We start from the raw sequence: 25,469 nt of genomic DNA, 5'->3' as shown, positions 1-25,469 counted from the left end.
GAATGCGGCTGTTTTATGGCCGCAGCTGTATGACCGTCCCCGTCACTTTTCCTGCCGCAGCTGATTTTTCGCGCCACAGCGGCAGTGCACGCGCGTGCATGGGCCGCGCGATCAAATAGCCTTGCGCCAGGTCGCAGTTTAATTCCCGTAGCAGTTGGCGGTCTTCTTCCAGCTCGATGCCTTCTGCTACCGTCGTCACGCCCAGTTCACGGGCGGAGGCGATGGTATGGCGCAGCAGCGGCAGCATGTGCGGGCGCTTGGCGGCGCCGTGTATCAGGCGGCGATCCAGTTTCACTTCGGTGAAGGGGAAGCGCGACAGTTGCAGCATGGAGGCATGGCCGGCGCCGTAGTCGTCCAGCGCGAGGCCGAAGCCGTGCATGCGCAGCTTGATGAGGATGCGCAGCGCGGTCGCCAGATCGGCGATTTCTTCGTGTTCGATAATTTCGAAGATGATGGCGCGCGGCGGCACGCCGGCCTGGTTCACGGCCGTGATCAGTTCTTCGGCGAGGTGAGGATCGGCCAGCGATAGCGGCGACAGGTTGATGGAGATCGGCAGCGACAGGCCTTCGGTGTGCCAGCGTTTCCAGTCTTGCAGCGCCATGCGGACAACTTCCACGGTCATCACATCGACCAGGTTGGCAGCCTCGGTTTGCGGCAGGAAGCAGGCAGGGGAGAGCAGGCCGTGTTGCGGGTGGCGCCAGCGGATCAGACCTTCGGCGCCGCGCAGCGAGCCGTCTTGTAGGGAGGCTTTGGGCTGGTAATGCAGTTCGAATTGGTGGTGATGCAGGCCGCTTAGCACTTCGCCGGCGTCGGGACGCGGCAGGCCGGCGTCGCAGTGGGTGCGCGCCGGAGCGGTGTTGCGGGCGCTGGCTGGCTCGCAGTTGAGTGCAGCGTCTTGCAGCGCCTGGGCGTTGAGTGGCTTGGGCAATGCGGCCAGCGCGTCAAGGCCGAGCGCGGACGCGAGTGTGAGTGCGGCGTCGTGCAGGCGCGCGCTGTGGCGGCTGGTGATGATGACGGGAAGGCCCGGTTCAAGCATGGAGAGCGCTTGCAGCAGGTCTGGGCCGTCCATATCTGGTAGGTCTAGTTCCATGATGACGAGATCCGGCGGCGCCGGCAGCGATTCAATCAGCTCCAGCGCGGCAGCGCCATTGTCAGCCCAGCCGTTGACGATGATGCCGGCAAGGCGGCATTGCGCGACGGCGGTCTCGAGATCCGAGCCGCTGCCGTCAATCAGGACGGCGCGCAGGGCAGGAGCGGTATCATGGTGAGCACTCATACGCGGACGGTGCGGAATGCCACGCGGCCGTCGGTGATGACTTTGGCGGTGCTCTTGTGAGGCTGCCGCGCGGCGCCGATCTTGAAGCGTGAAACGGCTTGCTCAAGCTGGCCCGATTGTTCTTGCAGCGCCTGCGCTGCGGCGGCGACTTGTTCCACCAGTGCGGCGTTCTGCTGCGTGCCTTGATCCATCTGCATCACGGCGTGGCTGCATGCGAGGATGCCGGCGTGCTGCTCGGCGCTGGCGTGCTTAATCTGCGCCATGATTTCTTCCACGCGGGCGACGCTGTCGACGATATCCTGCATCGCGGCCGCCGCTTCGCTCACTTGCTGGTCGCCGGCGCCGGCTTGCGCCACCGCCGCCTGAATCAGCGCGCCGATATCGCGCGCCGCATCGGACGAGCGATGCGCCAACTGGCGCACCTCGCCGGCCACCACGGCGAAGCCGCGGCCGGCATCACCGGCACGCGCCGCTTCCACGGCCGCATTTAGCGCGAGGATGTTCGTCTGGAAGGCGATACCGTCGATCAAACTGATGATGTCCGCCATTTGCGCCGCCGAGGCGCGGATCGACTCCATGCGCACGGTGACGGCGGCTACGGCTTGCCCACCTTTGCTGGCTGCACTGGAAGCATGCTGCGCAAGGCTGTTGGCGCGCGCCGCGTGATCGGCATTCTGCTGCACGGTCACGGTCAATTCTTCCATCGCGGCCGCCGTCTCCTGCAAGCTGGATGCCTGCTGCTCGGTGCGCGCCGACAAATCCAGGTTGCCGCTGGCGATTTGGCTGGAGGCGGCAGCGATCATCTCCGTATCCGAACGCACCTGCGTTACCAGTTGGCTGAGGTTATCGCGCATGTGCTCCATTTCGTACAGCATGCTGCTACGGTCGCCCTCTCGCAAAGTGATCGCGCGCGTCAAATCGCCGTCGGCGATGCAGGCCGCAGTGCGCGCTGCCTGATCCGGCTCGCCGCCCAAATCGCGCCGCAAGCGGCGGATGATGGAGGCTGCCACGGTGATCGAAATCAGCATCGCTGCGGCGCCCAGGCCCAGCATTTTGATACGGGTGGCCGTGTAAGCTTCGGCCGCTTGCTCGCGTGCCTCGCGCATCAGCGTTACCTCGTTGCCGATTTGTGCAGCCAGCGTTTCGCGGCAGGCGGCCAGCATGGGCTTGACGTGTTCATTCAGGTAGGTGCGGGCTTCCTCGTCGCGGCCTGCCTGCACCAGCGCGATCAACTTGTTCTGGCCCAATGTGTAATCCTTGTACGCTGTCACCACTTTTCCCAGCGCGGCACGGCCCGCAGGCGTGACGACGCGCTTATCCAGTTCGGCGATGCTGGCTTCCGCATCGCGGCGATAGCCCTCGATGCTCTCGACCTGGCGCGCGCGCACGCTGGCGTCAGTAGTGAGCATCAGGTTGCGCAGCGAGACCGCGATATCGGTCACGCGCAGGCGCACGTCGGTGGCCAACTCGATCTTGGGCCAGCGGTCATCGGCCATGGCGGCAGTGGCGGCATTGAGCTTGGCCTGTTCCGACAGGCCCAGTGCAATCACGGCGGCGAGGAATAAGCAGATCAGGCCAAAGCCCGTGAGCAGGAGATTGGCGACCTTGATGCGAGCGGTTTTCATGACAGTTTTACCCTGTGGAGTGGCATGCTGTCAGAATAAGTGAGACCGTGCCTGGTCGATGGCTACAGATTGGCCTTTTTGCGGGGAGTACAGTTGGTCAGTTCCTCGGCCAGCAAGCCCAGTGTGCGCACGGCCGCTTCCACTTCCGCTGTCCACGGATAGCTGTAGTTAAGACGAATGCAATGTTGGAAAGCGTCGCCGGTGGCGAAGATATTCCCGGCGCCGACGCTGATGCCGCGCTCCTGTGCCCGCGCATACAGTTCCAGCGCCCGCACGCCGTCCGGCAGATTCACCCACAGCAGGTATCCTCCCGCCGGCGTCGATACACTGGTTCCCGGCGGGAAGAAGCGCCGCACGGCTGACGCCATGATGTTGGCCTGCTGCGCGTAGGTCTTGCGCACTTTGCGCAGGTGGTAATCGTAGCCGTCGTTCTTCAGGTACTCGGCAATCGCCAGCTGCGGCAGGGCAGGCGTGTTCAGGGTATTGAGGAATTTCAGCTTCTCCACTTGCGCCCTGTAGCGACCGGGCAGCGCCCAGCCGATGCGGTTGGCGGGGCTGAGCGTCTTGGAGAAGGAGTTGCAGTGCAAGACCAGGCCGCGCGTGTCGTAGTTCTTCAGCGAGGTGGGATGGACGTCGCCGTAATACAGCTCGTGATAGACATCGTTCTCGATGACCGGCACGTCGTGCCGCGCCAGCATCTCCACCATGGCGCGCTTGCGCTCATCGCTCATTTGGAAGCCCAGTGGATTCTGGAAGTTGGGCATGACCATGCAGGCCGCTACGCCTTTTTCTACTATCGCGCGCTCCAGTGCTTCGAGGTTGATGCCGTGCGCCGGATCGGTCTCGATCTCCACCACGTGCATGCGCATGCGCTCTATCGCCTGCAGCAGTGCGTAATAGGTAGGCGACTCCACTGCGATCACGCTGCCCGGCGGCGCCACGGCTTGCAGGCACAGATTGAGCGCCTCGGTAGCGCCGGTGGTGACGATGATCTCACCGGCATCGACCGACAGGCCGTTTTCCAGGTGGCGGCGGGCGATCTGGCGGATCAATTCAGGATTCCCGGGCGGCAGGTCGGCGGTCATGCCCATTTGACCGACGCGGCGCCCCAGCGCGTTGGCATATTGGTTCAGGCGCGCCCATGGGAAGGACGCGGGATCAGGGTAGGGGGAGCCTAGCGGTACGCTGCCTTGCTTGATCGAGCGCAGGGTGGTGAGCACGAACTCGCTGGTGTCGAGCGTTGCGCCGCGCGCCATCGCGGCCGGCGCGGGCGGTTCATCGGCGACGGTGCTGGCCTGCACATTCGGCTTGCGGCGCACGAAATAGCCCGATTGCGGACGGCTTTCGATCAAGCCTTGGCTCTCCAGCAGCAGAAAAGCGCGGATCACGGTCGAGACACTGAGGTTGTGGTGTTGGCTGGTCTGGCGCACGGAAGGGATTTTCTCTCCTTCGCGGATCACGCCTTGTGCGATCTGGCTGGCGATATCGGCGGCCAGCGTTTCATACAATTTCACGTTCGCTCTCCCCGGTGATGCGTTACCCATACCGGAGTATAGGGTGCAAGCCCGTCAAACCACACTATAATTAAGTAGGTTGCCAATATAACCCATAAGGATAGGCATGTTACGGGTACCCCGCACTCCCTGGATGTCCGCGCTTCTAATTTGTCTCATGCTGTTGATCTTTGCGATCGACACCTTCTCGCCGCTCGACATGGCCATCGCCGTCATGTACGTGGTGGTGGTTCTCATCTCGTCCAGCATATGGGGCCGCCGCGGCGTGCTGCAAGCGACGGCCAGCTGTATCGGCCTGACGCTGCTGTCCTATGTGCTGACGCATAGCGAGGTATTTTCCGCGGCAGCTTCCGGCCGCTTGCTGGTCGGGCTGTTGGCAATTTGCGTCACGTGCGTGCTGGTTCTGCGCGGCCAGGCCGCCACCAACGCCTTGCTGGCGCGCGAAGAAGCGCTGCGCCGCAGCGAGGCCTTTTTGGCCGGCACCCAGCGCATCAGCAAGACCGGCAGCTTTAGTTTCAAGACGCCCAGCGGCGAGATGTGCTGGTCGGACGAAGCAGCCCGCATTTATGGCTATCCGCTGGATCTGAAGCCGACCATGGAGCTGGTGCTGGCCCACACCGCGCCGGAGGATCGCGGCATCGTGCAGGCTTCGATGGAGCAGTCGCTGCGCGGCGAGAGCGAAGTCGAAGTGCGCCACCGCCTCCTGATGCCGGACGGCGAACTCAAATACGTGCATGTGCTGGCGCGTCCGCGCCACACCAATGATGGCGAGATCGAATATCTGGGCGCGCTGACCGATGTGACGGCGGCGGTGCTGGCGGAGCAGGCGCTGCACCGCTCGCAGGTGCAACTGGCGCACGCCACCCGCGTCACCATGCTGGGCGAGCTGGCCGCTTCCATTGCCCACGAGGTCAATCAGCCGCTGGCCGCCATCTCGACCAACGGCGAGGCCTGTCTGCGCTGGCTGAATCGCCCGCAGCCCGAGTTGGACGAAGCTCGCGCCAGCGTCACCAGCATCCTGGAAGCCAGCGCCCGCGCCACCGGCGTGATCAAGCGCATACGCGCGCTCGCGCGCCGCAGCGAGCCGCAGCAGGCGGAGTTGGATTTGAAAGCGGTGGCGGAGGAGAGCGTGGACTTGGTTCGGCGCGAACTGAATAACAACCATGTGGCGCTGATGCTAGGCCTGACGCCCAATCTGCCGCCGGTGCTGGGCGACCGCGTGCAGCTACAGCAGGTCTTTATCAACCTGCTGATGAACGCGATACAGGCCATGGCAGCGTGCCCGCCGGGGCAAGCGGTGCTGACGGTGCAAACGTACCTGAATGCGGACGGCGCGCTGCAAGTCACTGTTAGCGACTCCGGCCCCGGCATCCCGCCGGCCGCCGTTCCGCGCCTGTTTGAAGCCTTCTACAGCACCAAGGAAGACGGCATGGGCATGGGCCTGCCGATCTGCCGCTCCATCATCGAAAACCACGGCGGCCGTATCTGGGCCAAGCCTTCCGCACCAGACAGCCCGGTGGCCGGCGCCACCATCCTCTTCACCTTGCCCGTCCATGACTCCAATTGATTATTCAGACTCGCTGATTTACATCGTCGACGACGAGGCGCCGCTGCGCGACGCCATCTCCAGCCTTTTGCGTTCGGTCGGCATGCAGATTGCCAGTTTCCCCTCGGTGGCCGCGTTCCTGGCCGAGCCGCGCAAGGAAGTCACCAGCTGTCTGCTGCTGGACGTGCGCATGCCGGGCGTGAGCGGGCTGGATTTCCAGGCCGAGCTGAATCGCGACGGCGTGGCGCTGCCCATCATTTTCATGACCGGCCATGGCGATATTCCGATGTCGGTGCGGGCCATGAAGGCCGGCGCGGTTGATTTTTTGGCAAAACCATTCCGCGACCAAGACCTGCTGGACGCCATTCACACGGCGCTGGCGGCCGACCGCGAGCGGCGCGAACGCGACCAGGCCCGCAACGGCGTCACCGCGCGCTATGCCACTTTGACGCCGCGCGAACGTGAAATCATGGCGCTGGCTGCGCGCGGCTTAATGAATAAGCAAATCGCCGGCGAGGTTGGCACCAGCGAAATCACGGTCAAAATCCACCGTGGGAACGCCATGCGCAAGATGCAAGCCAAGACCTTTGCCGACTTGGTGCGCATGGCCGAAGCCCTGGGTTTAGCCTGACCTATACCCTCGTATAATTTTCACAAACTCGCCCTGACTGTATTGTTCTCCCATGCGCTGGACGGCCGCGAGTCGCCGTCCGAACATGGGAGTAGCCAGTGTCTTATCCTGATCCACAATTTTCCAGTATCGCCATCGTTGACGACGACGCCGCAGTGCGCGTCGGCCTGCGCAGCCTGTTACGTTCCTACGGCTACGCTGTTGAAGTCTACGATTGCGCGGCGGCCCTGCTGGCGGCCGGCGCGCTGAATCAACACCATTGCGTCATCACCGACCTGCAAATGCCGGGCATGAGCGGCATCGAGCTGCTGGAGCAGTTGCGCCGCGACGGCAATCCTACGCCGGTAATTCTGATGACCGCCTTCCCTGAAGCTGCCCTGCGCAAGCGCGCCTTCCAGGGCGGCGCCTCCTGCTTTTTGAGCAAGCCCTTTGAAGCGAACGAACTGCTGCTGTGCCTAAAACAAGCCAGCGGCAACGCCACCACTCACGTCGAGGAGTAATCCCATGAATCACACCACCAGCAGTTCGCGCCGATTGATTTATATTTTGCTGCTGCTGGTGATCATCGCCAGCGTCACGCTGTCGGTTTTCATGGAGCGCACCGCGCACAATATCCGCCGCAACGAGACGCCGCTGCTGAACAGCACCATTCCGCAATTGCGCTACCTGGGCGATTTCGAAAGCGCGGTGCTGCGCTATCAACTGGCCTTCGACAAACGCTTCACCGATTCGATTACGCCGGATCGCTTCCAGTTCCTGGAAAGCATGGGCCGCAGCGAGATCGACGCCACCCTTGCGCAACTGCGTCCCAGCCTGGGTGATGGCCCGGAGCTGGGTGCACTGCGCGATGGCTCTCAGCGCATCGTCCAGATGGCGCCGGAGTTTGAACGCTATATCGGCCGCAACCCCGCTGCTGCGCGTGCAGTCCTGATCAAGATGAACGAAGAAGTCAAGCGCCTGCGCCTGCGTATCGACGACATGCAGCAGCACGTGCAGGAGGAGATTGTCGACAGCGGCAGCATGGCGAATCACGCCATCGGCTGGATCACGGGGCTGGTGCACGTATTCGACGTGCTGGCCCTGGTGACCTGCGTGTTCATGATGTACCACGTGCGGGCCCGCGTTCGCGTTGAAGATGAATTGAGCCATCAGGCGCGCCATGATCCGCTGACCGGGCTCGCACATCGCCGCAGCTTCGAGGCGCGTCTTGACTCGCTGCCTGAGGTACCGCACGTGGTGGTACTCGGCACGATTGACCGCTTCTCGCGCATCGTCGGCGGCTTTGGCCACGCCTTTGGCGACCGTATCATGGTCGGTTTGGCACAGCGCATTCGCGGCGCGGCGGAACGCAGCGGCGGCGAGGTATTCCGCCTCGACGGCGCCAACTTCGCGATCCTGTACCGTATGGCGTGCGAGGACGTGGAGTTTGCCGAAGCCCTGAGCGGCCTGCGCGACGAGGTGCGCAGCCCTTACGATTGCGAAGGCCATGAAATCTTCACCACCTTGAGCCTCGGCGCGGTCAGCTTCCCGCTGCATGGCGAGACACCGGACACCCTGCTGCGCAACGCCGACGCCGCGCTGCAGGCAGCGCGCAAAGCGGGCGGCGACCAGCTAGTGGTGTACTCGCATCAGCTCAACGCCGCAGCGGGCGAGCGGCTGGACATGGAGTCGCTGCTGCGCCACGCGGTGGAGCGCAACGAGCTGGAACTGCATTATCAGCCGCAGCAAGCGCTCAACGACGGCGGCTTGATCGGCTTTGAGGCGCTGGTGCGCTGGCGCCGGCAAGGCAAGCTGATTTCACCCGCGGAGTTCATTCCGCTGGCCGAGGAATCGGGCTTGATCGTCGCTATTGGCAACTGGGTGCTGGAAGAAGCCTGCCGCCAGATCAGCGTATGGCAAGCGGAGACCGGCCAGCGCGTGGTGGTGGCGGTGAATATCTCGCCGCGCCAGTTTGCCGCGCCGGGCTTCCTGGCGCATCTTGAAGACCTGCTGGCTACGACGCATGTCGATCCGGCCTGCCTTGAACTGGAGATTACCGAAAGCGTGATGGTGGAAGATGCGGAAAGCGCCATCGCCCTGCTGCACCGCCTGCGCGCCCTGGGCCTGAAGCTGGCGATCGACGATTTCGGCACCGGCTATTCCAGCCTTGCCTACCTGTCGCGCTTCCCGATTCATAAACTGAAAATCGACCAATCCTTTGTCCGCAATATGCATGCTGTCAGCGAGCAGGGCGCCATCGTGCAGGCCACCATCAGCCTTGGCCACAGCCTGGGCCTGACCGTGATCGCCGAAGGCGTGGAGTCCGAGACCCAGCGCGCCATGTTGAGCAACTGGCGCTGCGACGAGATACAAGGCTATTACTACAGCCGTCCTTTGCCGGCGGCATCCGCATTGAACTTCCTCGAAGGAAGCCTGCAATTGCAGGCAGCATAATTAAGGAGATTGCCATGAAATGGTTCTGCAACTTGAAGATCGCCAAAAAACTCAACGTGGTGGTTGCCGCCGTGCTGGCGCTGATGATGGCGCTGGGGGTGTTCTCCGTGTTCCAGCTGTATGAGCTGGATCGCGTGACCAACGAAATCGACCACCGCTGGGCGCCGGGCGTGCGCAATGCGCTGGACGTGAAGTACGGCCTGACCCGCTTCCGCACCTTTGAGCTGTTCCACGTGGTGTCGACCGAGCCGGATATCCTGCGCAAGTACGAGCAGGATATGGAAAACCAGATGCAGCAAGTGCAGCAATCGCTGACGGCGTACGCCTCGCAACCGCGCAGCAGCGCGGAGATGGAGATTATCGGCCGGCTGCAAACCTCGCTGAATGCCTATCGCGGCGCGGTGCGGCAGGTGGTGGCACTATCGCGCAGCGGCGACGACATCGGCGCGCTGGCGGTAGTGCGCGGCGAATCGCGCAAGTACGACTTCGAGGCCATGGATTTGATCGACCAACTGGTGGCGATCAACGAGACCGGCAGCGCGCAGGCGGCGCAATCGGCTGATCAAACCTACCTGCATGCGCGTCACCTGATCTTCGGCTTCATGGCCGGCGCGCTGGTGCTTGGCCTGCTGCTGGCTGGCCGCGTGGCGCGTTTGATCTCGGTACCATTGGCGCGTGCGGTGGAAGTAGCGCGCCGCGTAGCTGAAGGCGATCTGCGGGTAGACCCGGACATCGCCGGCAAGGATGAAACGGCGGAGCTACTGCGCGCCATGAACAAGATGAGCGCCAACCTGCAACGCATGGTGACGCAGGTACGCAGCGGCACCGACACCATCGCCACGGCGTCGGCGCAAATTTCGGCCGGTACCGGCGACCTGGCGCAGCGCACCGAAGGGCAGGCGGCCACGCTGGAAGAAACCGCAGCAACGGTAGAGGAATTGACCAGCACCGTGGCCAACAACGCTGACAAGGCCGAGCAAGCCTACAAATTGATGGATCAAACGGCGACCGTGGCGCGCGAAGCCGAAGCAGCCGTATCGACGGTGACTGCGACCATGGAACGCATCAGCACTTCGTCGCGCAAGATCGGCGACATCGTTGGCCTGATGGACAGCATCGCCTTCCAGACCAATTTGCTGGCGCTGAACGCGGCAGTGGAAGCGGCTCGCGCGGGTGAACATGGCCGCGGCTTTGCCGTGGTGGCGGGCGAGGTGCGGGCACTGGCCCAGCGCAGCGCGCAATCGGCGAAAGAGATTAAAGAGTTGATCGCACATTCGCTGGCGGAAGTCAGCGGCGGCAGCCGCGCCGTGCAAGACGCCAGCGCCACCATCGACGACGTGGTGCAAGGCGTGCTGCGCGGCGCCACGCTGATGGGCGACATCAGCAACGGCACCCGCGAGCAAAGCCTCGGCCTGCAACTGGTGAACCGCACGCTGGCGACCATGGACAGCGTGACCCAGCAAAACGCCACGCTGGTGGAGGAATCGCTGGCCGCCATCGTTTCGCTGCAAGAGCAAGCCGAGCGCCTCGCGCGCAGCGTCAGCCTGTTCAAACTGGCCGCCCCGCGCGAAGAACTGACCGTCATAGACATGCCGGCAGCAGTAACGCCGAAAGCCAAGCCACGTCCAGTTTCTTCAAACAACGGCCTCAATTACGTGGCAGGACTAGTCTGAATGTATTTGATGTATGCTTGCGGTTTTGGTATCGGAGCATACAGGCCATGCGGCACATCCTTCTAAGTTTATTGCTGGTGTTTAGCGTGGCCAGCGCACAGGCCGCGCAGGTTGCGGGCGTGGTGGTGCAGGTGAGTGGGCCAATGAGTGCGCGCTCGCCGGCGGGCACGGTGAAAGCTTTGCAGGTGAAGTCGGAGGTGGAGAGCGGCGATACGCTGGTCACTTCGGCCGGTGCGTACGCGGTAGTGCGGTTTATCGATAACAGCGAATTGGCGCTCAAGCCGGGAACCACGGTGAAGATCGACCAGTTTGCGTTTGATGAGGCCAAGCCGGAAGCCGACGTCGCCGCGTACACACTGGTGAAGGGCGGTTTGCGTTCGATTACCGGTTTTCTCGGCAGGCGTAACAAGGATAAGTTTTCGATGAAGACGCCTAGCGCCACTATCGGCATACGCGGCACTACGTTCTTCCTTGAATACTTGACCGGCAAGGGGGATGTTGATGCATCGCCGGGTTTGGAACCGGGCTTGCACGTGCATGTGAGCGCGGGCGGCATCTCCATCGTCAACAGCGCCGGCGAGTTCCGCTACGATCCCGGGCAGTTCGGTTTTATCAAGGACGATAAAACCAAGCCGGTGAAGATGTTCACCAATCCGGGCATGCAGTTCACTCCACCAGCGTCCTTCGGCGACGCAGAAACCCTTACGCCGTAAGCTCTACCACTATTTTGCCGCGCGCAGTGCCCTCGGTGAGCGCACTGTGGGCGGCACTGACGCTGTCTGCGCTCAGCGTGTAGCGGGTTGAATCCAGCATTACTTTCAGTTTGCCCTCGGCGATCAATGCGCTGGCTTCGCGCATGATGTGGCCGTGGTTGTCGCGGCCTTCGCCGGTCAGCAGCGGCATCAGGGTGAACACGCCGGAGTAGGTCGCCGCGCGGAATGACAGCGGCGCCAGCGCGTGCGTTCCCCAGCCCAGGCAGCTGACGACGTGGCCGTGGTAGCGGCGCGCGGCGCGGAAAGAAGCGTCCAGCACTGCACCGCCGACGGTGTCGTAGACCACGTCGAAACCTGCGCCGCCGGTATGGCGCAAAACATAATCTTCCACTTCGGATTCCCTGTCGATAAAGATGGCGCCCATGCTTTCGATGGCGGCGCGCTGGCTTGCGCTGCCGGTGGCGTAGACTTTCGCGCCCAGCGCCACCGCCAATTGCACCGCCATGTGACCGACGCCGCCTGCGCCGCCTTGCACCAGCACTGTTTTACCGGCGCTGACCCGGGCACGATCGACCAAGCCTTCCCACGCGGTGATGAAGATCAGCGGCAGGGCGGCGGCTTCGCGCATCGACAGGCTGTCCGGCATATGAGCCAGCAGGCGCGCGTCGACGGCGACGTATTCGGCCAGTGAGCCGGCCACGCCGCCGACGCCGCCGGTCATGCCGAAAACGCGGTCGCCGGGAGCGAAGGCCGTATCATTGCCTTCACCCACGCTCACCACCACGCCGGCCATATCGATACCTAGCACCGCTGGCAGCACGGCGCGCGCGTGATCGGCTTTGCCGGCGGCGATCTTGGTGTCGAGCGGATTGACGCCGCTGGCGTGCACGCGCACCAGCACCTGTCCGGGGCCGGCGGTGGGGCGTGCGATATCCTGTTGTGTAAGCGGTTCGCCGAAGGCGTTAAGTACGATGGCTTGCATGATGACTCCCGAGGTTAATTGATGGAGTCATTCTGCGGCCACAGCGCGCAACAAAAAACAGGGCAAGCCAGGACGCAGTATCCCGAAATCGTGAATAATCACGCTACAGGAGAGGGAGAGCGAAGATGGACAGGTTGGATGCCTTGAAGGTTTTTTGCGCAGTAGTGGACACGGGAGGCTTCAGCCGCGCCGCCGCCAAACTGGGGATTTCCACCTCTTCGGTCACGCATCAAATCGGCCTGCTCGAGGCGCACTTCGGCGTCAAGCTATTGAACCGCACCACGCGCAGCATGTCGCTCACGGACGAAGGCCGCCGCTGCATCGAGCAAGCGCGCCGCCTGTTGGACGAGATGGACGAGCTGGAATCGAGCATGAGCGACTCGCTGCACGAGCCGCGAGGCAGCCTGCGCGTCGATATGCCGGGCATACTGGCGCAGCGCTACGTGGCGCCAGCCTTGCCGCGCTTTCTCGCTGCTTATCCTGAATTGAGCGTGCGCCTCACGGCCAGCGACCGGCTAATCGATATGGTAGATGAAGGCGTGGACGTGATGCTGCGCATCGGTGAGCTGCCCGATTCTGCGCTGGTCGGCCGCAGCATCTTCAAGAACCAATATGTCTGCTGTGCCTCGCCGGACTTTATCGCTAAATACGGCAAGCCCGAACATCCAGATGACTTGGACCGCTTGCCCTGCCTTACCTTCATCTATCCCAAGGCGCGTCAACTGCGGCCATGGAGCTTCCAGCAAGACGGCCAGCCGTTCACCGCCATGCCGCGCGGCGTGGTGTCGATGGATCACGTGGACTCGCTGATTGAAATGGCGGTGCAGGGCGGCGGCATCGTGCAGCACTTGTCGGTGTCGCTGATCGAGCAGCTACGCAGCGGCGCCTTGGTGCCAGTGCTGGAGCAGTGGCAGGCCGCAGGCCCGGACGTTTCGGTGCTATACCCACAGCGTCACCAGCGCGCCGCCAAGATCAAGGTGTTTGTCGATTTTGTAGAAGACGTGTTTAAGTCCGCCGCAGCTTCTTGGCCGCCATCGGCTTGATGGTTGCGGCGCAGTCGCCGCAAAAACCATATAGCGACAGCGAGTGCTCGTGCAGCACGAAATTGCGCTCGGCCGCTACCGCTTCCTGGCGCTGTTCGATTTCAGCGTCGAGGAATTCTTCCATGCGGCCGCAGTTGGTACAGATCAGGTGATCGTGATGACCGCCCTCATTCAATTCAAACACCGAGGCCACCGATTCAAAGTGGCGGCGAATCAGGATGCCGGCGTCGGCAAACTGCATCAGCACGCGATAGACCGTCGCCAATCCCATATCGATATTTTCATCGTGCAGCAGGCGATAGACGTCGTCCGCACTCAGATGCTTGCTCTTAGATTCCTGGAACAGTTGCAGGATGCGTAAGCGGGGCAGGGTGGCTTTCAAGCCGAGTTTGCGCAGTTCTTGAGGGATATCCATGTGTCTCTATAATGATAATGATTCCTATTCTCACTATATCTGAAATTTATTTTCTTAGCAATGTACGAGTGAATTCGATATCCCCGTGATATCAGAATTGATTTAAGCGCATCAAAAATGTGTGATTTCTGGAGAGTATTTGCTCTAAAGCATCGACAATTGCTTTTTGGAAGTATAAAGTTGATGGCTCTAATTAAATACCTCGGTCCGGCACCCCATCCACGTGCCACCTGCCGAACAACCCCCGCCCAGCCCAAATAAACGCTGCTACTGCGTGGATCACGCACGCGCGTAAGGAACTGTGTAATGAACGTCAATCTTTCGATTCTGCGCGCCATTGCGGCCGTTGTCGCGATGCCGGGCTGCGCCACCGCAGCGCTGGCAGGCGAAGACACGCCGCGCGCGAGCTTCGGCGGGTTCGGCACGGTGGGCGTGGTGCACAGCAGCGACGAGCAATCGGATTTCACCGCCAACGGCCTCAATCCGGGCGACGCCGGCTACAGCCGCCGCTGGGGCGCCGCCGTCGATAGCCGCGTGGGCGTGCAGCTTGGCGTGAACATGGACAGCAAGTGGTCGGCCGTGCTGCAACTGGTATCCGAGCGCACACTGCAAAACAGCTATGCGCCGGTGGTGGAGTGGGCCAACATTCAATACCAGGCGACGCCGGATCTGAGCCTGCGCGTAGGCCGCATTGCGCTGCCGCTGTTTTTGACCGGCGATTATCGCAAGGCCGGTTATGCGCTGCCGTGGGTGCGGCCGCCGGTGGAACTGTACGGCGCTATTCCGATCTCCAACAGCGACGGCGTGGACGCCAGCTATCGCTGGCAGAGCGGCGATATCAACCACGTCACGCAAGTGTCGTTTGGCCGCGCCGACATGCCGCTGACGCCTGGCGCGCGGGCGCAGGCGCGCGGCTTGGCTGGCGTGTCCAATACCACCACGGCCGGCGCGCTGACGGTGCGCGCCAGTGTGCTGACGGCGGAGCTGAGCGTGGGCCTCGCGCGCGACCTGTTTGACGGCTTGCGCCAATTCGGCGCGCAAGGCAACGCGCTGGCCGATGAATACGAACTCGCCGCCAAGCGTGCCGTGGTCTACTCGCTCGGTTTCAATTACGATCCCGGCCACTGGTTTGCGATGGGCGAGATCGGCCGCATTAATGCCAACTCCTTCCTCGGCGATAAGACTGCGGCCTATCTCGGCGCCGGCTACCGCATTGGCGATGTCACGCCGTACGTCGTGTATTCCGCCTCGCGCGCGAACATGGAAACTGCGACGGCAGGCCTTGACCTCAGCGCCATGCCGCCGCAGCAAGCGGCAGTGGGTGCGCAGTTGAACGCAGGCTTGAACCAATTGCTGGCGACGATCCCGCGCCAGCACAGCATCAGCGCCGGTGTGCGCTGGGACTTGTGCCCGAACTACGCGCTCAAGCTGCAGTACGACCGCATCACGCCGCACCAAGGATCGAACGGCACTTTCATCAACGTGCAGCCGGGCTTCCGCTCCGGCCAGCCGATCACGGTGCTGAGCGCCGTCCTTGATTTCGTGTTCTGACCATGCAGCAGCTATTCACAATTTTGCGATGGCGGTTGCTGCTAGCAGGCTTGCTGCTATGGGGCGCGGCTGCGTTTGCGTCGGCGGCGGACTTGGTGGTCGTGGTCTCGGCCAAGAGTGCCGTGACGTCGCTGCGCGCCGAACAGGTGGCGGCCATCTTCATGGCGCAGACCGGCCGCTTCCCTAGCGGCGAGGAAGCGATTGCGATTGATCTGCCGGTCGGCAGTCCACTGCGCGATGAGTTCTACAACAGGGTCGCGGCGCGCACGCCGGCCTTGATGAAAGCCTATTGGACCAAGATGGTGTTCACCGGCCGCGGACAGCCGCCGCGTGAGCTGCCCAATAGCGCCGCCGTGCGCAAGATGGTGGCCGATAATCCGGCCATGATCGCCTACATCGACCGTTCGGCGCTGGACGCCAGCGTCAAAGCCATACAGGTGATGCCATGAGTTCGACCACGGAAACCCTGCGCGCGCGCTGGCTGCGGCGCGGTCTCGACACCCACGTCTCGCTGCCGCTGTTCGCCTTGCTGCTGCTGGTGGCGATTTGGGTGGTGACCTTCCACGAGATCGACGCCGAGCGCGAACACGCACAGGAAGCGGCCACCGATTCGCTGCACGAAATGCTGGGCACCTACGAAGCCCAGGTAGCGCGCAGCATCGACGGCATCGATCAAACGCTGCGCATGCTGAAATACGCGGTGGAGCGCAAGGGCGCGCTGGGCGCCTTGCCGGAGCTGGGCCGCGAGGGCTTGCTGCCGCCGGGCGTGGTGTTCGTGGTCAGCATCGTCGACCGCAACGGCATGACGGTGGCCAGCAATCCGAGTGCGCTGCCGATTTCGGTGGCGGAGCAGAACTACTTCAAATTCCACTTGGAGCGCGACAGCGGCGCCACCTACGTCAGCCCGGCCACGCGCGATGCGGCCAATAGCGAATGGCATTTGCACTTCACGCGCCGGCTCGATGACAGCAACGGCAACTTCGCCGGCATCGTCATCGTTGAAACCGATCCGGCTTACTTCACCAGCAGCTATGAACGCAGCCGCCTCGGCGAGCGCGGCATGCTGGGCCTGGTCGGCACTGACGGCGTGGTGCGCGCGCTGCGCAGCGGCGACAAGATGACCTTCGGCCACAAGCTGGACGCCCGCATCGGCAAATACAGCGGCATGCGCGAGCTGCACGGCATCGGCTTGAATGTGCTGATCGGCCTCGATGAAAAAGAATTGATGGCCGGCTTTGAGCGCCAGCGCCGTGAAAAGATTTGGGAAGCCGGCATTCTAAGCGGTGCGCTGGTGTTCGTGACCGGTCTGCTGTGGTTGTGGTCATGGCAGGGCGCGCGCAATCGCACCCACATGCGGCGCGCGCAGGAAACCTATGCCGCCGCATCGGCCGCCAGCCTTGATGCCTTCTTCGTCATGCGCGAAGTGCGAGACGAACGGGGCGTGATTGTCGACTTCAAGATCGTTGACGCCAACGTGCGCGCGGAGCAGATGACCGGTTGCAGCAAGCACTACCTGTGCGGCACTACGCTGTGCACATTGATCCCGGAAGCGCGCGACAACGGCATGATGAAGCATCTGATCGACGTCACGCGCAAGGGCGGCGTGCACGAACAGGAATGGCAAAACACCGTGCCGCTGCTGCGCGCGCGCTGGCTGCACCAGCAAGTGGTGGCGGTGCAGGGCGGCCTGGTTGCCATCGTGCGCGACATCTCGGAGCGCAAGCTGGCCGAGGAGCGCATGGTGCACCTCGCGCACCACGACACGCTCACCGGCCTGCCGAACCGCAGCCTGATTGCCGATCGTCTCGACATGACCATCGCGCAGGCGCAGCGCAATGGCGGCTCGGTGCTGGTGGCGTTTATCGATCTTGACGGTTTCAAGCTGGTGAACGATGGCCTGGGACACAACGCCGGCGATGAGCTGCTAAAGGTGGTGGCGGAACGCATGTCCGGCTGCCTGCGCGCGGCCGACACCGTGGGCCGCTTCGGCGGCGATGAATTCGTGCTGCTGCTGACCGAGCCGGGATCGGGCGTCGATGCCGCGCCGGTGCTGGAGCGCGTGCGTGAAGCGGTGCTGCAATCGATTTGCCTGTGCGGGCAAGAGGTGCAGGTTAGCTGCAGTATCGGCGTGGCGGTCTACCCGAACGACGGCACGGATGCGGAAACCCTGCTGATGAACGCCGATGCGGCCATGTACCGCGCCAAGGACAAGGGCAAGAACAACTGTCAGTTCTACACCCGCGAGATGAACGCCAGCATCGAAGAGAAACTGGTGCTGCTGGAAGGCTTGCGCAATGCACTGGACGACGGCCAGTTCCGGCTCGTGTATCAGCCGAAGGTCGACCTGCACACCGGCCGCGTGTTCGGCGTCGAAGCGCTGGTGCGCTGGGATCACCCGGAGCACGGCGTGATCGGGCCGGATCGCTTCATCCCGCTGGCCGAGGAAAGCGGCATGATCGTGGCGCTGGGCGAGTGGGTGCTGCGCACTGCCTGCGTGCAAAATCGCGCGTGGCAGGATGCGGGCTTGCCGCCGCTGTGCATCTCGGTCAACGTCTCGCCGCGCCAGTTCGAGGAAGCGCGCCTGGTCGAACGCGTGCAGCAGGCATTGGCCGATAGCGGCCTGGCGCCGGAATGGCTGGAACTGGAAGTGACGGAAGGCGTCATCATGCGCGATTTGCAGCAGGCCGTGGCCAAGATGGCGCAAGTCAGGGCGATGGGCGTGTCGTTGTCGATCGACGATTTCGGCACCGGCTATTCCAGCCTGTCGGCGCTGAAGTCGTTCCCGATTTCCACGCTGAAGATCGATAAATCGTTTGTGCGCGACCTGGGCCGCAGCAGCGGCGACGAGGCGATTGCCAGCTCCATCATCGGGCTGGCCCACCGCCTGCGCTTGCGCGTGATTGCGGAAGGCGTGGAGACCGAACAGCAGCGCAGCTTCCTGCGCGAGAACGGCTGCGACGAGATGCAGGGCTATCTGTTCAGCCGTCCGCTTCCTCCGGCACAGCTGGCGGCGTTACTCAACGCGCCAGCCATGCAAGCAGCTTAGTACGACCAGGTCAGCGTCGCGCTGCCGTTACGTGGCGCGGCGTAGTAGGCCTGCGTCCAGTACAAGCTGGTGAGGTGCTTCTTGTCGTTGACGTTGTTCAGATTGACCGACAGCGCCAGGTGCTTGTCGATGTCGTAGCGCGCCATCAAACCCAGCGTTCCGTACGACGATTGCACCGAGCGGATGCCGCCGCCTTGATCGACCGAGGTCTCGCTCTGCCATGCGAAGGTGCTGCCCACCTTCAGCGCCGGCAGGCCCGGTAGCACGTAGGTGGTGTTCACGCGCAGCGTGGTGCGCGGCACGAAGGTGCGCACGGCTTGACCATGGTCGCCTTTCAGCGAAGTCAAACGGGTCAGGCCTGCGCTGGCTTGCCAGCCTTTGGCCACTTCGCCCGACAAATCAAACTCGAAGCCCTGCGATTCCGCATTCACGCCGCGGTAGTAGGTCTTGGTGCCGATCATGCCCGCTGCTTCGGCGGTGTTGTCTTGCCTGGTCTTGAAGATCGCGGCCGATGCATTGAGCTTGTTGTTGAACAGCGCGGCTTTCAGGCCGGCCTCGGTGGTCTTGCCTTCGATCGGATCGAGCGGCGTGCCGGTGGCGTCGATCTCGCTTTGCGGATTGAAGATCTCCGTGTAGCTGGCGTAGGCCGACAGGTCGCGGTTGATGTCATACACCACGCCCACGTATGGCGTAGTTTTGCTGGCCGACTTGTACTTGCTGGTGCCGTAGGAATTGCCATTGCTCTTGGCGCGCGTGCTGTTTAAGCCTGACAGCAGTTTCCAGTCGTCGGCCAGATTGAAGCGGGCGGCCAGGAACACGGTGTTGCGGCGGTCTTCGTAGTTGCTGCCGTCGGTGGCGGCGTCGAAGCTTGGTTTCGGATAGTTGCCGTCAAATGCGGTTTGGCCCGGCATCTCGGTGCCGATGCCTTGGCCGTAGTGCGACACGTCATTCAGCTTGGAGCGCGACCAGTTGTAGCCGAAGCTGAGGTCATGCCGGCGGCCGCCCAGTGCGAATTTGCCATCGACCGAGATATCGGCCAGCGTTTGCTTCTGATCCGCCGCGTACTGCGAAGGGTAGGAGTACAAGCCGCCACCACCCACCTTGTTGGGCGTGCCGTAAACATAGAGCAGATCCGAGTCCGATTTGTCGGTGATGTAATTCAGCGTGCCTTGAACCTTCCAGCCTTGGCCGAGGTTGTGGTTCAGTTCCACGAAGCTGGTGTTGGTGGTGGTGTCCCAGCGCGACCAGTTGGCCGAGGTGCTGGTGCCGATCGGGTAATCGGTCGGGCTGCCGTCGGCATAGTTGAGCGGCAGCGCGCCCCACATCACGCCCTTGTTGCGATTGGCTTCGTAGGTGTGGCCGACACTGAGCAGGGTGTCTTTGCCCAGCTGTGCCTCGACCACGGCGTAGGCCACGGTTTTCTGTGGCGAATAGCGGTCGAGATAGGAGTCGCTTTCCTGCTGCACCAGCACGGCGCGGCCGGCCACGCTGCCGCTTTCATTGAGCTTGGTGCTGACATCGCCTTCGACGCGGCGGTTGCTCCACGAGCCGAGCGTGACGCTGGCGCTTGCCGTGGTGCTGGCGGTAGGGCGCTTGCGGATGAAATTGACGGTGGCCGATGGATTGCCGGTCGACGCCATCAAGCCGTTGGCGCCGCGCACGATGTCGATACGGTCGTACAGGGCGGTATCGAGATCGCCTTGCACGTTGCCGAACACTTGCGGCAGGCCGATGCCGTCGTACTGGAAGTTGACCACGTCGAAGCCGCGCGCGGTGTAGTAGGTGCGGCTGGTTTCGACTTTTTCGACGGTGACGCCGGTGGTGGCGGCCAGCACCTGGTTGATGTTATCGAGCTTGAAGTCGTCCATCAGCGCGCGGGTGACCACCGAGACCGATTGCGGGGTCTCGCGCAGCGTCAATTCCAGCTTGCCGGCGGACTTGGTCTCGCGGGCGGTGTAGGTATGCTCGGCGGCGCCGGTGACCGTCACAGTTTGCAGTTGGGTGTCGGGCGCATCGGCCGGGGCATCGGCGGCGACGCCGTGGCCGGCGTAAATCATCGACAGCGCCAGCAGCATGGGGCGCAAAGGCAGGTGACGGGGCATGCACTACTCCTTGAATAAGAATGAGAATGATTCTTATTATATGGATTTAATGACATAGACGCAACGTCGCGCTCCGGCCAGCATGTGCTCGACGCGGCCGACCGAGCAATCGGGGCCGAGCACGCGCTGGAAAACGTCCAGCTCGGAGCGGCAGAATTGCTGGCATTGCTGGGCGGCGGCGCAGATCGGGCAGTGGTTTTCGATCAGCAGCAGGCTGCCGTCGTCCTGCGGCTGGAGTTCGGCCATGTAGCCTTCGGCGCTGCGCGCTTGTACCAGCGCTTGCACGCGCTCGGGCAGGGTGCGGCTGCCGGCCAGATGCTCGCGGTAATCGCGTTCGCTGGCCGCTTCGCGCGAGCCGATCAGCTTATCGAGGCCGGCGTCGCCGAACAGGGCGCGCACTTGGTCGATCAATTGCAGCGTCAGCTCGGCGTGGCGGTCGGGGAAGCGGGCGTGGCCGGCGGCGGTCAATAGCCAGCGGCGCGCAGGCCGGCCCGGCTTGTCGGCCACCTCTTCATAAGTGACCATGCCTTTTTCCTGCCATGATTCCAGCTGCTTGCGCGCGCCCATCGAGGTCAGATTGAGCAGCGCGCCCAGTTGCTGGGCGGTTTGCGGACCGCGGGTCTTAATCAGGAACAGCGTTTGCTCGGCGGTGTTCATGGCATGGCGCCTTCCACGCGGGTAGTCATGCTGTGGTGCCATTGGTGCATGCGCCATGCCGACCATGCGCTGAGCGCCGCGCCCAGCAGCAGGATCAGGCGGGTGTCGATCAGTGTCAGCACGGCGCCAGCCAAGGCCATGATGATGTTGGCCAGGCAGAAGGTGGTTGAGATCAAGCCCATTACCGCGCCTTGGCCATGGGCGCCGCCGAATCGTTCGGCGCAGTAATTGGGCACGATGGCGTTGTAGAACGAATGCGGGATGCCGTACAAGATGATGCAGATCAGGCCGAGCGTGGCGTTGCTGGCGGCCAGCAGGGCAATGATGGCCGCCACGGTGAACGCGTAGATGCGCGCGCGCAGCAGCGGCTCGCCCTTGAATGGACGGCCGGCGACGATGGTGGTGGCGGTCATCACGGCGCACATGGCGGCGGTGACCCAGGCGATGCCTTGGGCGCCGTAGCCGGGCACTTCCACCAGCCACAGCGGGTAGAACTCGTAGAACGCGGTCACGCCGCAGGTGTAGGCCAGCGTCACGATGAAGAGGCTGCGCAGATCCGGTTCGCGCAGCAGGTTGAGCGAGTGGCGGTCGCGCGCCACTTGCCACCACGAGGTGGTAGCGCTGGAAGCGGCTTCGCGCGGCAGGGTAACGGCGACCAGCGCCGCCACCAGCAGCAGGGCGGCGACGGCGACCCAGAACGGCGTGGTGATGCCGAATTGCAGCGTGGCGCCGGCCAGCAGCGGCCCGGCCAGCCAGCCCATGTAAAAGGCGCCGTTCAGCCACGACAGCGCTTTGCGGCGCAGGTCGCCTTCGAGACGGTCGGCCAGCAGGGCGCGCGCGACCGAGCCGCTGCCTTCCAGCAGGCCGGTGACGAAGCGGGCGACGATGAACAGGGGGTAGTTCTCAATGATCAGCGCACCGGCCGTGACGGCATGGCCGATGGCGGCGCCGACGGCGGTAATCAGCAGCACCGGGCGGCGGCCGTAGCGATCCGACATCGGGCCGAGCAGGGCGGAACCGATCAGCAGGCCGAGCGGATTGATGGTCAGCGCCAGGCCGAACAGCAGCTTGGGCGGCAGGCCGAGGAAGGTATTGAGGCCATTGGTAGCGCCGGCAGCGAACAGTGGCGGCAGGATCGGATACGGCAGCGCTGCACCGATGGTGGAGAGCAAAGCCAGCAGGCAGGCGGAAGCAATCAGTAAATGCGTTTTCATGCGCTCTACTGTAAGCCTGGCTGAACAATAAGTAAACAAAAAAGTTTATAAATCCGATGGTTCGATAAATATCAAATTGGCTCGGCTTGCTTGACCGCAGATATCAGGCGCAAGATGGGTGACATGGAAACCGAGACCTCACAAACGAATGAGCAACTAGCGCCGCTGGATCAGCGGCTGACGGCAGTCGAGCGTAATCTGGCTGTGCTGACCGTGGAGGTTGCCGTGTTGACCAAGACGGCAGCCACCAAAGAAGATCTGATGCATCTTCACCGGGTGCTTGGCGCCGACATAGCTCGAATTGATGCCACGTTGGCCGCGATGCTGCAAAACGGTGCCACCAAGGCTGACTTGGCAGCGCTTGAGACGCGCATCATGAAGTGGATGATCGCCACGCTGATCGGCGTCGGCGCTTTAAATTCCACGCTGGTGCTTATCGTGGTCAAACTCATGCAGCCTTGAAAAGCAAGGCTGTATCATACGGTCTTTCTTATACAAGCAATCTCAACATGAAAGATTGGTTTGCCGGCGAGCGCGGGGCGTATTTTTTTCTTTGGCTCGGCATTGGCTTGATTGCGCTGTTTGGCGCGCTGGAGTATCGCTTTCCCAAGGCCGGGCAGCTGGAGACGGCGCGCGGGCGAGTGACCTGGCAGCAGGAGACCCGTGGGGCGCTGTATTTCATCCTGTCGGATAAGCAGCAGCTGGTGTTGTATGCCAAGGGCGATGCCGATGGCCAGCAGCGCGCGGCGATCCGCGATGCGGAGATGTACCCGATTTTGGTCAGTTTCCTGCGTGCGCAAAAAACCGGCATCGGCTTCGCGCCCGGCGATTTTTATACTGCTTATGGTGTGTCCGTCGGCGGCAAGCAGGTGGCCAGCCTGGACGAGGTGCGCAGTGCTTACCGCCGCGATAATATGATCGCGCTGGCGATGGGCACCGCTGCCGCGCTCGCGGGTGCCTGGCGCGTGCGCGCGCTCGGCGGCGCTAGCGCACGTCGCGCTGGCGGCGGAAGGCCAGCCAGCCGGCGATCACGGTAAAGCTCGCCACGATCACCACGATGATCAGGAAGCCGTGCCTGGATTCCGCCAGTGGAATGCCGCCCACGTTCATCCCCATCAGGCCGGCGATGATGTTGATCGGCAGCGCCAACACGGTCACCACGGTCAGCACGAACAGGCTGTGGTTGTTGGCCTCGCTGGCCAGCGCCGCAATTTCTTCCTGGATTAATTTGATGCGTTCCTGCAGCGACGCCATATCCGCCAGCACCATCGAGAATTCCTCGGTCGATTGACGCAGTTCCTGCGCATCGATCTCGGCCATCCATGCCGGCGGCTTTTGCAGCAGGCGGAACAGTGCCGATGGTTCCGGCGCCAACAGGCGCTGCAGCCGCACCAGCACCCGCCGCAGGGCGCCAAGGCTGGCGCGCTTGGTGGTCAGCTTGCCGGCCAGCAGGTTGTCTTCGATGCTGTCCACGGTGGTAATCGCGTCGCGCACGATTTTGATCAGCGCATCGGCCTGGTCGCGCAGCAGGTGGATCAGCAGCTCGACCGACGAGCGGATCGGCTCACCACTGCGCACCGCGTTGCGCAGGCTGTCCACCGCGCGCAGCGGCTTGCGGCGCGCGCTGATGACGATTTGCTTCTCCACGCTCAGCCACAGCGTCGAGATGTCGGATGGCTCGAACGAGAAATCGTGCAGCACGTCGTTGACCACCGCGATCAGGGTATTGTCGGCCAGCTCGATGCGGGTCGAGCGCGGGCCTTCGTGCAGGCTTTCGTAGAACTCGTCCGGCAGCGTCACGTGCTCGTGCAGCCACTTTTCGCTGGCGGTGTTGGCCAGGTTGTAATGCAGCCAGATGAACTCGTGCGGATGCTGTTCGCGCTCTTTCAGCCACGCGCAGGCGGCGTCGCTATCGAGCGGCTGGCCTTTGCCATCGCCGCTGCGGCCAAATAAATAGCCGCATACCAAGCCGGAGGGATCAGAACCGTAGGACAGCGGCGCGCTCTGCATCTGTGCTTACACCAGCAGCGCGGCGCTCATCTCGGCCGCATCGCGTTTGGCTTCTTCCAGCATCGCCGCCAGTTTTTGCTCGTCGATGAACAGGTCGATGGCGGAATCGGAATGCGGCGGCAGGTCGCGCTGCGGCTCTTGCAGCGGCGATTTCATCGGCGTCAGGTGATTGGCCAGCAGCAGGGTGTCGAGCAGCGTGTCGGGCGGGATCGACATGAAGCTGTCGCGCAAACCTTCGATGGCGTCGGCTACCGGCTCAGGGATGCACAGTTTGCGCATCACTTCGCGGGTGATGATTTCTTCGCTGGCCGAGTGCCAGTTCTCTGGATCTTCATCGAGCAGACCGGGGAATTCGTCGGCGCGCGACAGCAGGTAGAAGCCGCCCACCTCGTGCACGATGCCGGCAAACAGCGCGGTGTCTTCGTTGACGCCGGTAACGTGGCGCGCGATCAGGCGGCCCAGCGCGGCCACGGCGATGGTGTGATCCCACAGCTTTTCGGCCTTGTTGCGCAGTGCCGGGTCGCTGATTTTGCTGCCGAACTGGCGCACCACCATGGCGGCCGCCAGCGCGAACAGGTTCTGGTAGCCGATGCGCATGATGGCGCCGCGCACATTGGTCACCACCGGTGCGCCGGCGCGGTTGAACATGGCGGAATTCGAGATGGCCACGGTCTTGGCGGCCAACAATGGCTCCGCCAGCACCAGGCTGATGGCGGTGTCGATCGGGCAGTCGGGATCATCCAATGCCAGTTGCACGCGCAGCGCCGCATTGACGCTGGTTGGGAAGACGAGTTCGCCACGAATGGCGAGGGCCGCGATGTGGCCGTATGCTTCGAGTTTATTCATGGTCAAAATTATACGCAGGCTTGGCCCCAATCTCAACGCCATGCGGAAGCTTATCGGCAGTAATCATCAGCAATGCGACAGATCGCGTTGCGATTGTTGATGGGATGCGGAGGGGAGCGGGATATTGCGCGGGGAGGGGGCACGCAAGGGAGCGCTCGCGGCGCCGGGATCGGGGCGCCGCGAACGGGGAAA

Annotated in this window: 22 protein-coding genes; 12 read left to right on the top strand and 10 right to left on the bottom strand. The window is 63.0% G+C overall.

Annotated elements, in window-relative coordinates; translation table 11 throughout:
- Positions 1-13 precede the first annotated feature (13 nt).
- The 3 genes from GTP45_RS13620 to GTP45_RS13610 all read right to left on the bottom strand — a co-directional run bounded on the left by GTP45_RS13620 (position 14) and on the right by GTP45_RS13610 (position 4,415).
- Entirely contained in the window at positions 14-1,276 is a 1,263-nt protein-coding gene (locus GTP45_RS13620) for an EAL domain-containing response regulator (RefSeq protein ID WP_161014431.1), read from the bottom strand.
- Positions 1,273-2,901, bottom strand: coding sequence for a methyl-accepting chemotaxis protein (locus GTP45_RS13615; RefSeq protein ID WP_161014430.1), 1,629 nt, complete (start codon positions 2,899-2,901; stop codon positions 1,273-1,275). Before GTP45_RS13615 ends, GTP45_RS13620 begins: the two co-directional genes overlap by 4 nt.
- Before the next feature lie 62 nt (positions 2,902-2,963).
- Positions 2,964-4,415 (bottom strand): aminotransferase-like domain-containing protein, encoded by a 1,452-nt coding sequence (locus tag GTP45_RS13610; RefSeq protein ID WP_161014429.1) that lies wholly within the window; start codon positions 4,413-4,415, stop codon positions 2,964-2,966.
- Between the two features lie 157 nt (positions 4,416-4,572).
- On the opposite strand from GTP45_RS13610, the gene GTP45_RS13605 reads away from it, so the two are divergent.
- The 6 genes from GTP45_RS13605 to GTP45_RS13580 all read left to right on the top strand — a co-directional run bounded on the left by GTP45_RS13605 (position 4,573) and on the right by GTP45_RS13580 (position 11,411).
- Complete coding sequence (locus GTP45_RS13605; protein ID WP_217363354.1) at positions 4,573-5,982, top strand: sensor histidine kinase; 1,410 nt, start codon at positions 4,573-4,575, stop codon at positions 5,980-5,982.
- Complete coding sequence (locus GTP45_RS13600; RefSeq protein WP_161014427.1) at positions 5,969-6,592, top strand: response regulator transcription factor; 624 nt, start codon at positions 5,969-5,971, stop codon at positions 6,590-6,592. The genes GTP45_RS13605 and GTP45_RS13600 overlap by 14 nt, the downstream gene beginning before the upstream one ends.
- 98 nt (positions 6,593-6,690) lie before the next feature.
- Positions 6,691-7,092, top strand: a complete 402-nt coding sequence (locus GTP45_RS13595) for a response regulator transcription factor (RefSeq protein ID WP_161014426.1) — start codon at positions 6,691-6,693, stop codon at positions 7,090-7,092.
- A 4-nt stretch (positions 7,093-7,096) separates the two neighbouring features.
- Positions 7,097-9,025: a putative bifunctional diguanylate cyclase/phosphodiesterase gene (locus GTP45_RS13590; RefSeq protein ID WP_161014425.1), complete on the top strand. Its 1,929-nt coding sequence runs from the start codon at positions 7,097-7,099 to the stop codon at positions 9,023-9,025.
- A gap of 14 nt (positions 9,026-9,039) precedes the next feature.
- Positions 9,040-10,698 (top strand): methyl-accepting chemotaxis protein, encoded by a 1,659-nt coding sequence (locus GTP45_RS13585; protein WP_161014424.1) that lies wholly within the window; start codon positions 9,040-9,042, stop codon positions 10,696-10,698.
- Between the two features lie 47 nt (positions 10,699-10,745).
- Positions 10,746-11,411 (top strand): FecR family protein, encoded by a 666-nt coding sequence (locus tag GTP45_RS13580; RefSeq protein ID WP_161014423.1) that lies wholly within the window; start codon positions 10,746-10,748, stop codon positions 11,409-11,411.
- Here the strand turns inward: GTP45_RS13580 and GTP45_RS13575 are convergent.
- Positions 11,401-12,393, bottom strand: a complete 993-nt coding sequence (locus tag GTP45_RS13575) for a zinc-dependent alcohol dehydrogenase family protein (RefSeq protein ID WP_161014422.1) — start codon at positions 12,391-12,393, stop codon at positions 11,401-11,403. The genes GTP45_RS13580 and GTP45_RS13575 overlap by 11 nt on opposite strands.
- Before the next feature lie 125 nt (positions 12,394-12,518).
- Here GTP45_RS13575 and GTP45_RS13570 point away from each other — a divergent pair, with 125 nt between their 5' ends.
- On the top strand, positions 12,519-13,436 hold the full coding sequence (locus GTP45_RS13570) for a LysR family transcriptional regulator (RefSeq protein ID WP_161014421.1): 918 nt from the start codon (positions 12,519-12,521) through the stop codon (positions 13,434-13,436).
- Here the strand turns inward: GTP45_RS13570 and fur are convergent.
- Positions 13,399-13,851 carry a ferric iron uptake transcriptional regulator gene (gene fur, locus GTP45_RS13565; RefSeq protein ID WP_161014420.1) on the bottom strand — a complete coding sequence of 151 codons (453 nt, stop codon included), beginning with the start codon at positions 13,849-13,851 and terminating at the stop codon, positions 13,399-13,401. The genes GTP45_RS13570 and fur overlap by 38 nt on opposite strands.
- A 306-nt stretch (positions 13,852-14,157) precedes the next feature.
- Here fur and GTP45_RS13560 point away from each other — a divergent pair, with 306 nt between their 5' ends.
- Genes GTP45_RS13560 through GTP45_RS13550 form a run of 3 tightly spaced genes read left to right on the top strand, consistent with a single transcriptional unit; the run spans position 14,158 to position 18,448 of the window.
- On the top strand, positions 14,158-15,402 hold the full coding sequence (locus tag GTP45_RS13560; RefSeq protein ID WP_229258453.1) for a porin: 1,245 nt from the start codon (positions 14,158-14,160) through the stop codon (positions 15,400-15,402).
- A gap of 35 nt (positions 15,403-15,437) precedes the next feature.
- Complete coding sequence (locus tag GTP45_RS13555) at positions 15,438-15,851, top strand: phosphate ABC transporter substrate-binding protein (protein WP_229258452.1); 414 nt, start codon at positions 15,438-15,440, stop codon at positions 15,849-15,851.
- Entirely contained in the window at positions 15,848-18,448 is a 2,601-nt protein-coding gene (locus tag GTP45_RS13550; protein WP_161014418.1) for a bifunctional diguanylate cyclase/phosphodiesterase, read from the top strand. The genes GTP45_RS13555 and GTP45_RS13550 overlap by 4 nt, the downstream gene beginning before the upstream one ends.
- Here the strand turns inward: GTP45_RS13550 and GTP45_RS13545 are convergent.
- The 3 genes from GTP45_RS13545 to GTP45_RS13535 are packed head-to-tail and all read right to left on the bottom strand — an operon-like array spanning position 18,445 to position 22,421.
- A complete protein-coding gene (locus GTP45_RS13545; RefSeq protein WP_229258451.1) occupies positions 18,445-20,550 on the bottom strand; it encodes a TonB-dependent siderophore receptor in 2,106 nt (701 codons plus the stop codon). The two genes, GTP45_RS13550 and GTP45_RS13545, sit on opposite strands and share 4 nt — an antisense overlap.
- 36 nt (positions 20,551-20,586) lie before the next feature.
- Positions 20,587-21,207 (bottom strand): helix-turn-helix transcriptional regulator, encoded by a 621-nt coding sequence (locus tag GTP45_RS13540; RefSeq protein ID WP_161014417.1) that lies wholly within the window; start codon positions 21,205-21,207, stop codon positions 20,587-20,589.
- Complete coding sequence (locus GTP45_RS13535) at positions 21,204-22,421, bottom strand: MFS transporter (protein ID WP_161014416.1); 1,218 nt, start codon at positions 22,419-22,421, stop codon at positions 21,204-21,206. Before GTP45_RS13535 ends, GTP45_RS13540 begins: the two co-directional genes overlap by 4 nt.
- Before the next feature lie 123 nt (positions 22,422-22,544).
- Here GTP45_RS13535 and GTP45_RS13530 point away from each other — a divergent pair, with 123 nt between their 5' ends.
- Positions 22,545-22,883: a hypothetical protein gene (locus tag GTP45_RS13530; RefSeq protein ID WP_161014415.1), complete on the top strand. Its 339-nt coding sequence runs from the start codon at positions 22,545-22,547 to the stop codon at positions 22,881-22,883.
- A 47-nt stretch (positions 22,884-22,930) separates the two neighbouring features.
- Positions 22,931-23,458: a hypothetical protein gene (locus GTP45_RS13525; protein ID WP_161014414.1), complete on the top strand. Its 528-nt coding sequence runs from the start codon at positions 22,931-22,933 to the stop codon at positions 23,456-23,458.
- On the opposite strand, the gene GTP45_RS13520 is transcribed toward GTP45_RS13525, so the two are convergent.
- Complete coding sequence (locus GTP45_RS13520) at positions 23,406-24,431, bottom strand: transporter (protein WP_161014413.1); 1,026 nt, start codon at positions 24,429-24,431, stop codon at positions 23,406-23,408. The genes GTP45_RS13525 and GTP45_RS13520 overlap by 53 nt on opposite strands.
- A 6-nt stretch (positions 24,432-24,437) precedes the next feature.
- Positions 24,438-25,277 carry an HDOD domain-containing protein gene (locus GTP45_RS13515; protein WP_161014412.1) on the bottom strand — a complete coding sequence of 280 codons (840 nt, stop codon included), beginning with the start codon at positions 25,275-25,277 and terminating at the stop codon, positions 24,438-24,440.
- Positions 25,278-25,469: the final 192 nt, after the last annotated feature.

The organism is Duganella rivi (genome assembly GCF_009857435.1).
GTDB lineage: Bacteria > Pseudomonadota > Gammaproteobacteria > Burkholderiales > Burkholderiaceae_D > Rugamonas > Rugamonas rivi.
The sequence above is the reverse complement of the archived record's forward strand: the minus strand, read 5'-3'. Positions and strand labels throughout refer to the sequence as shown.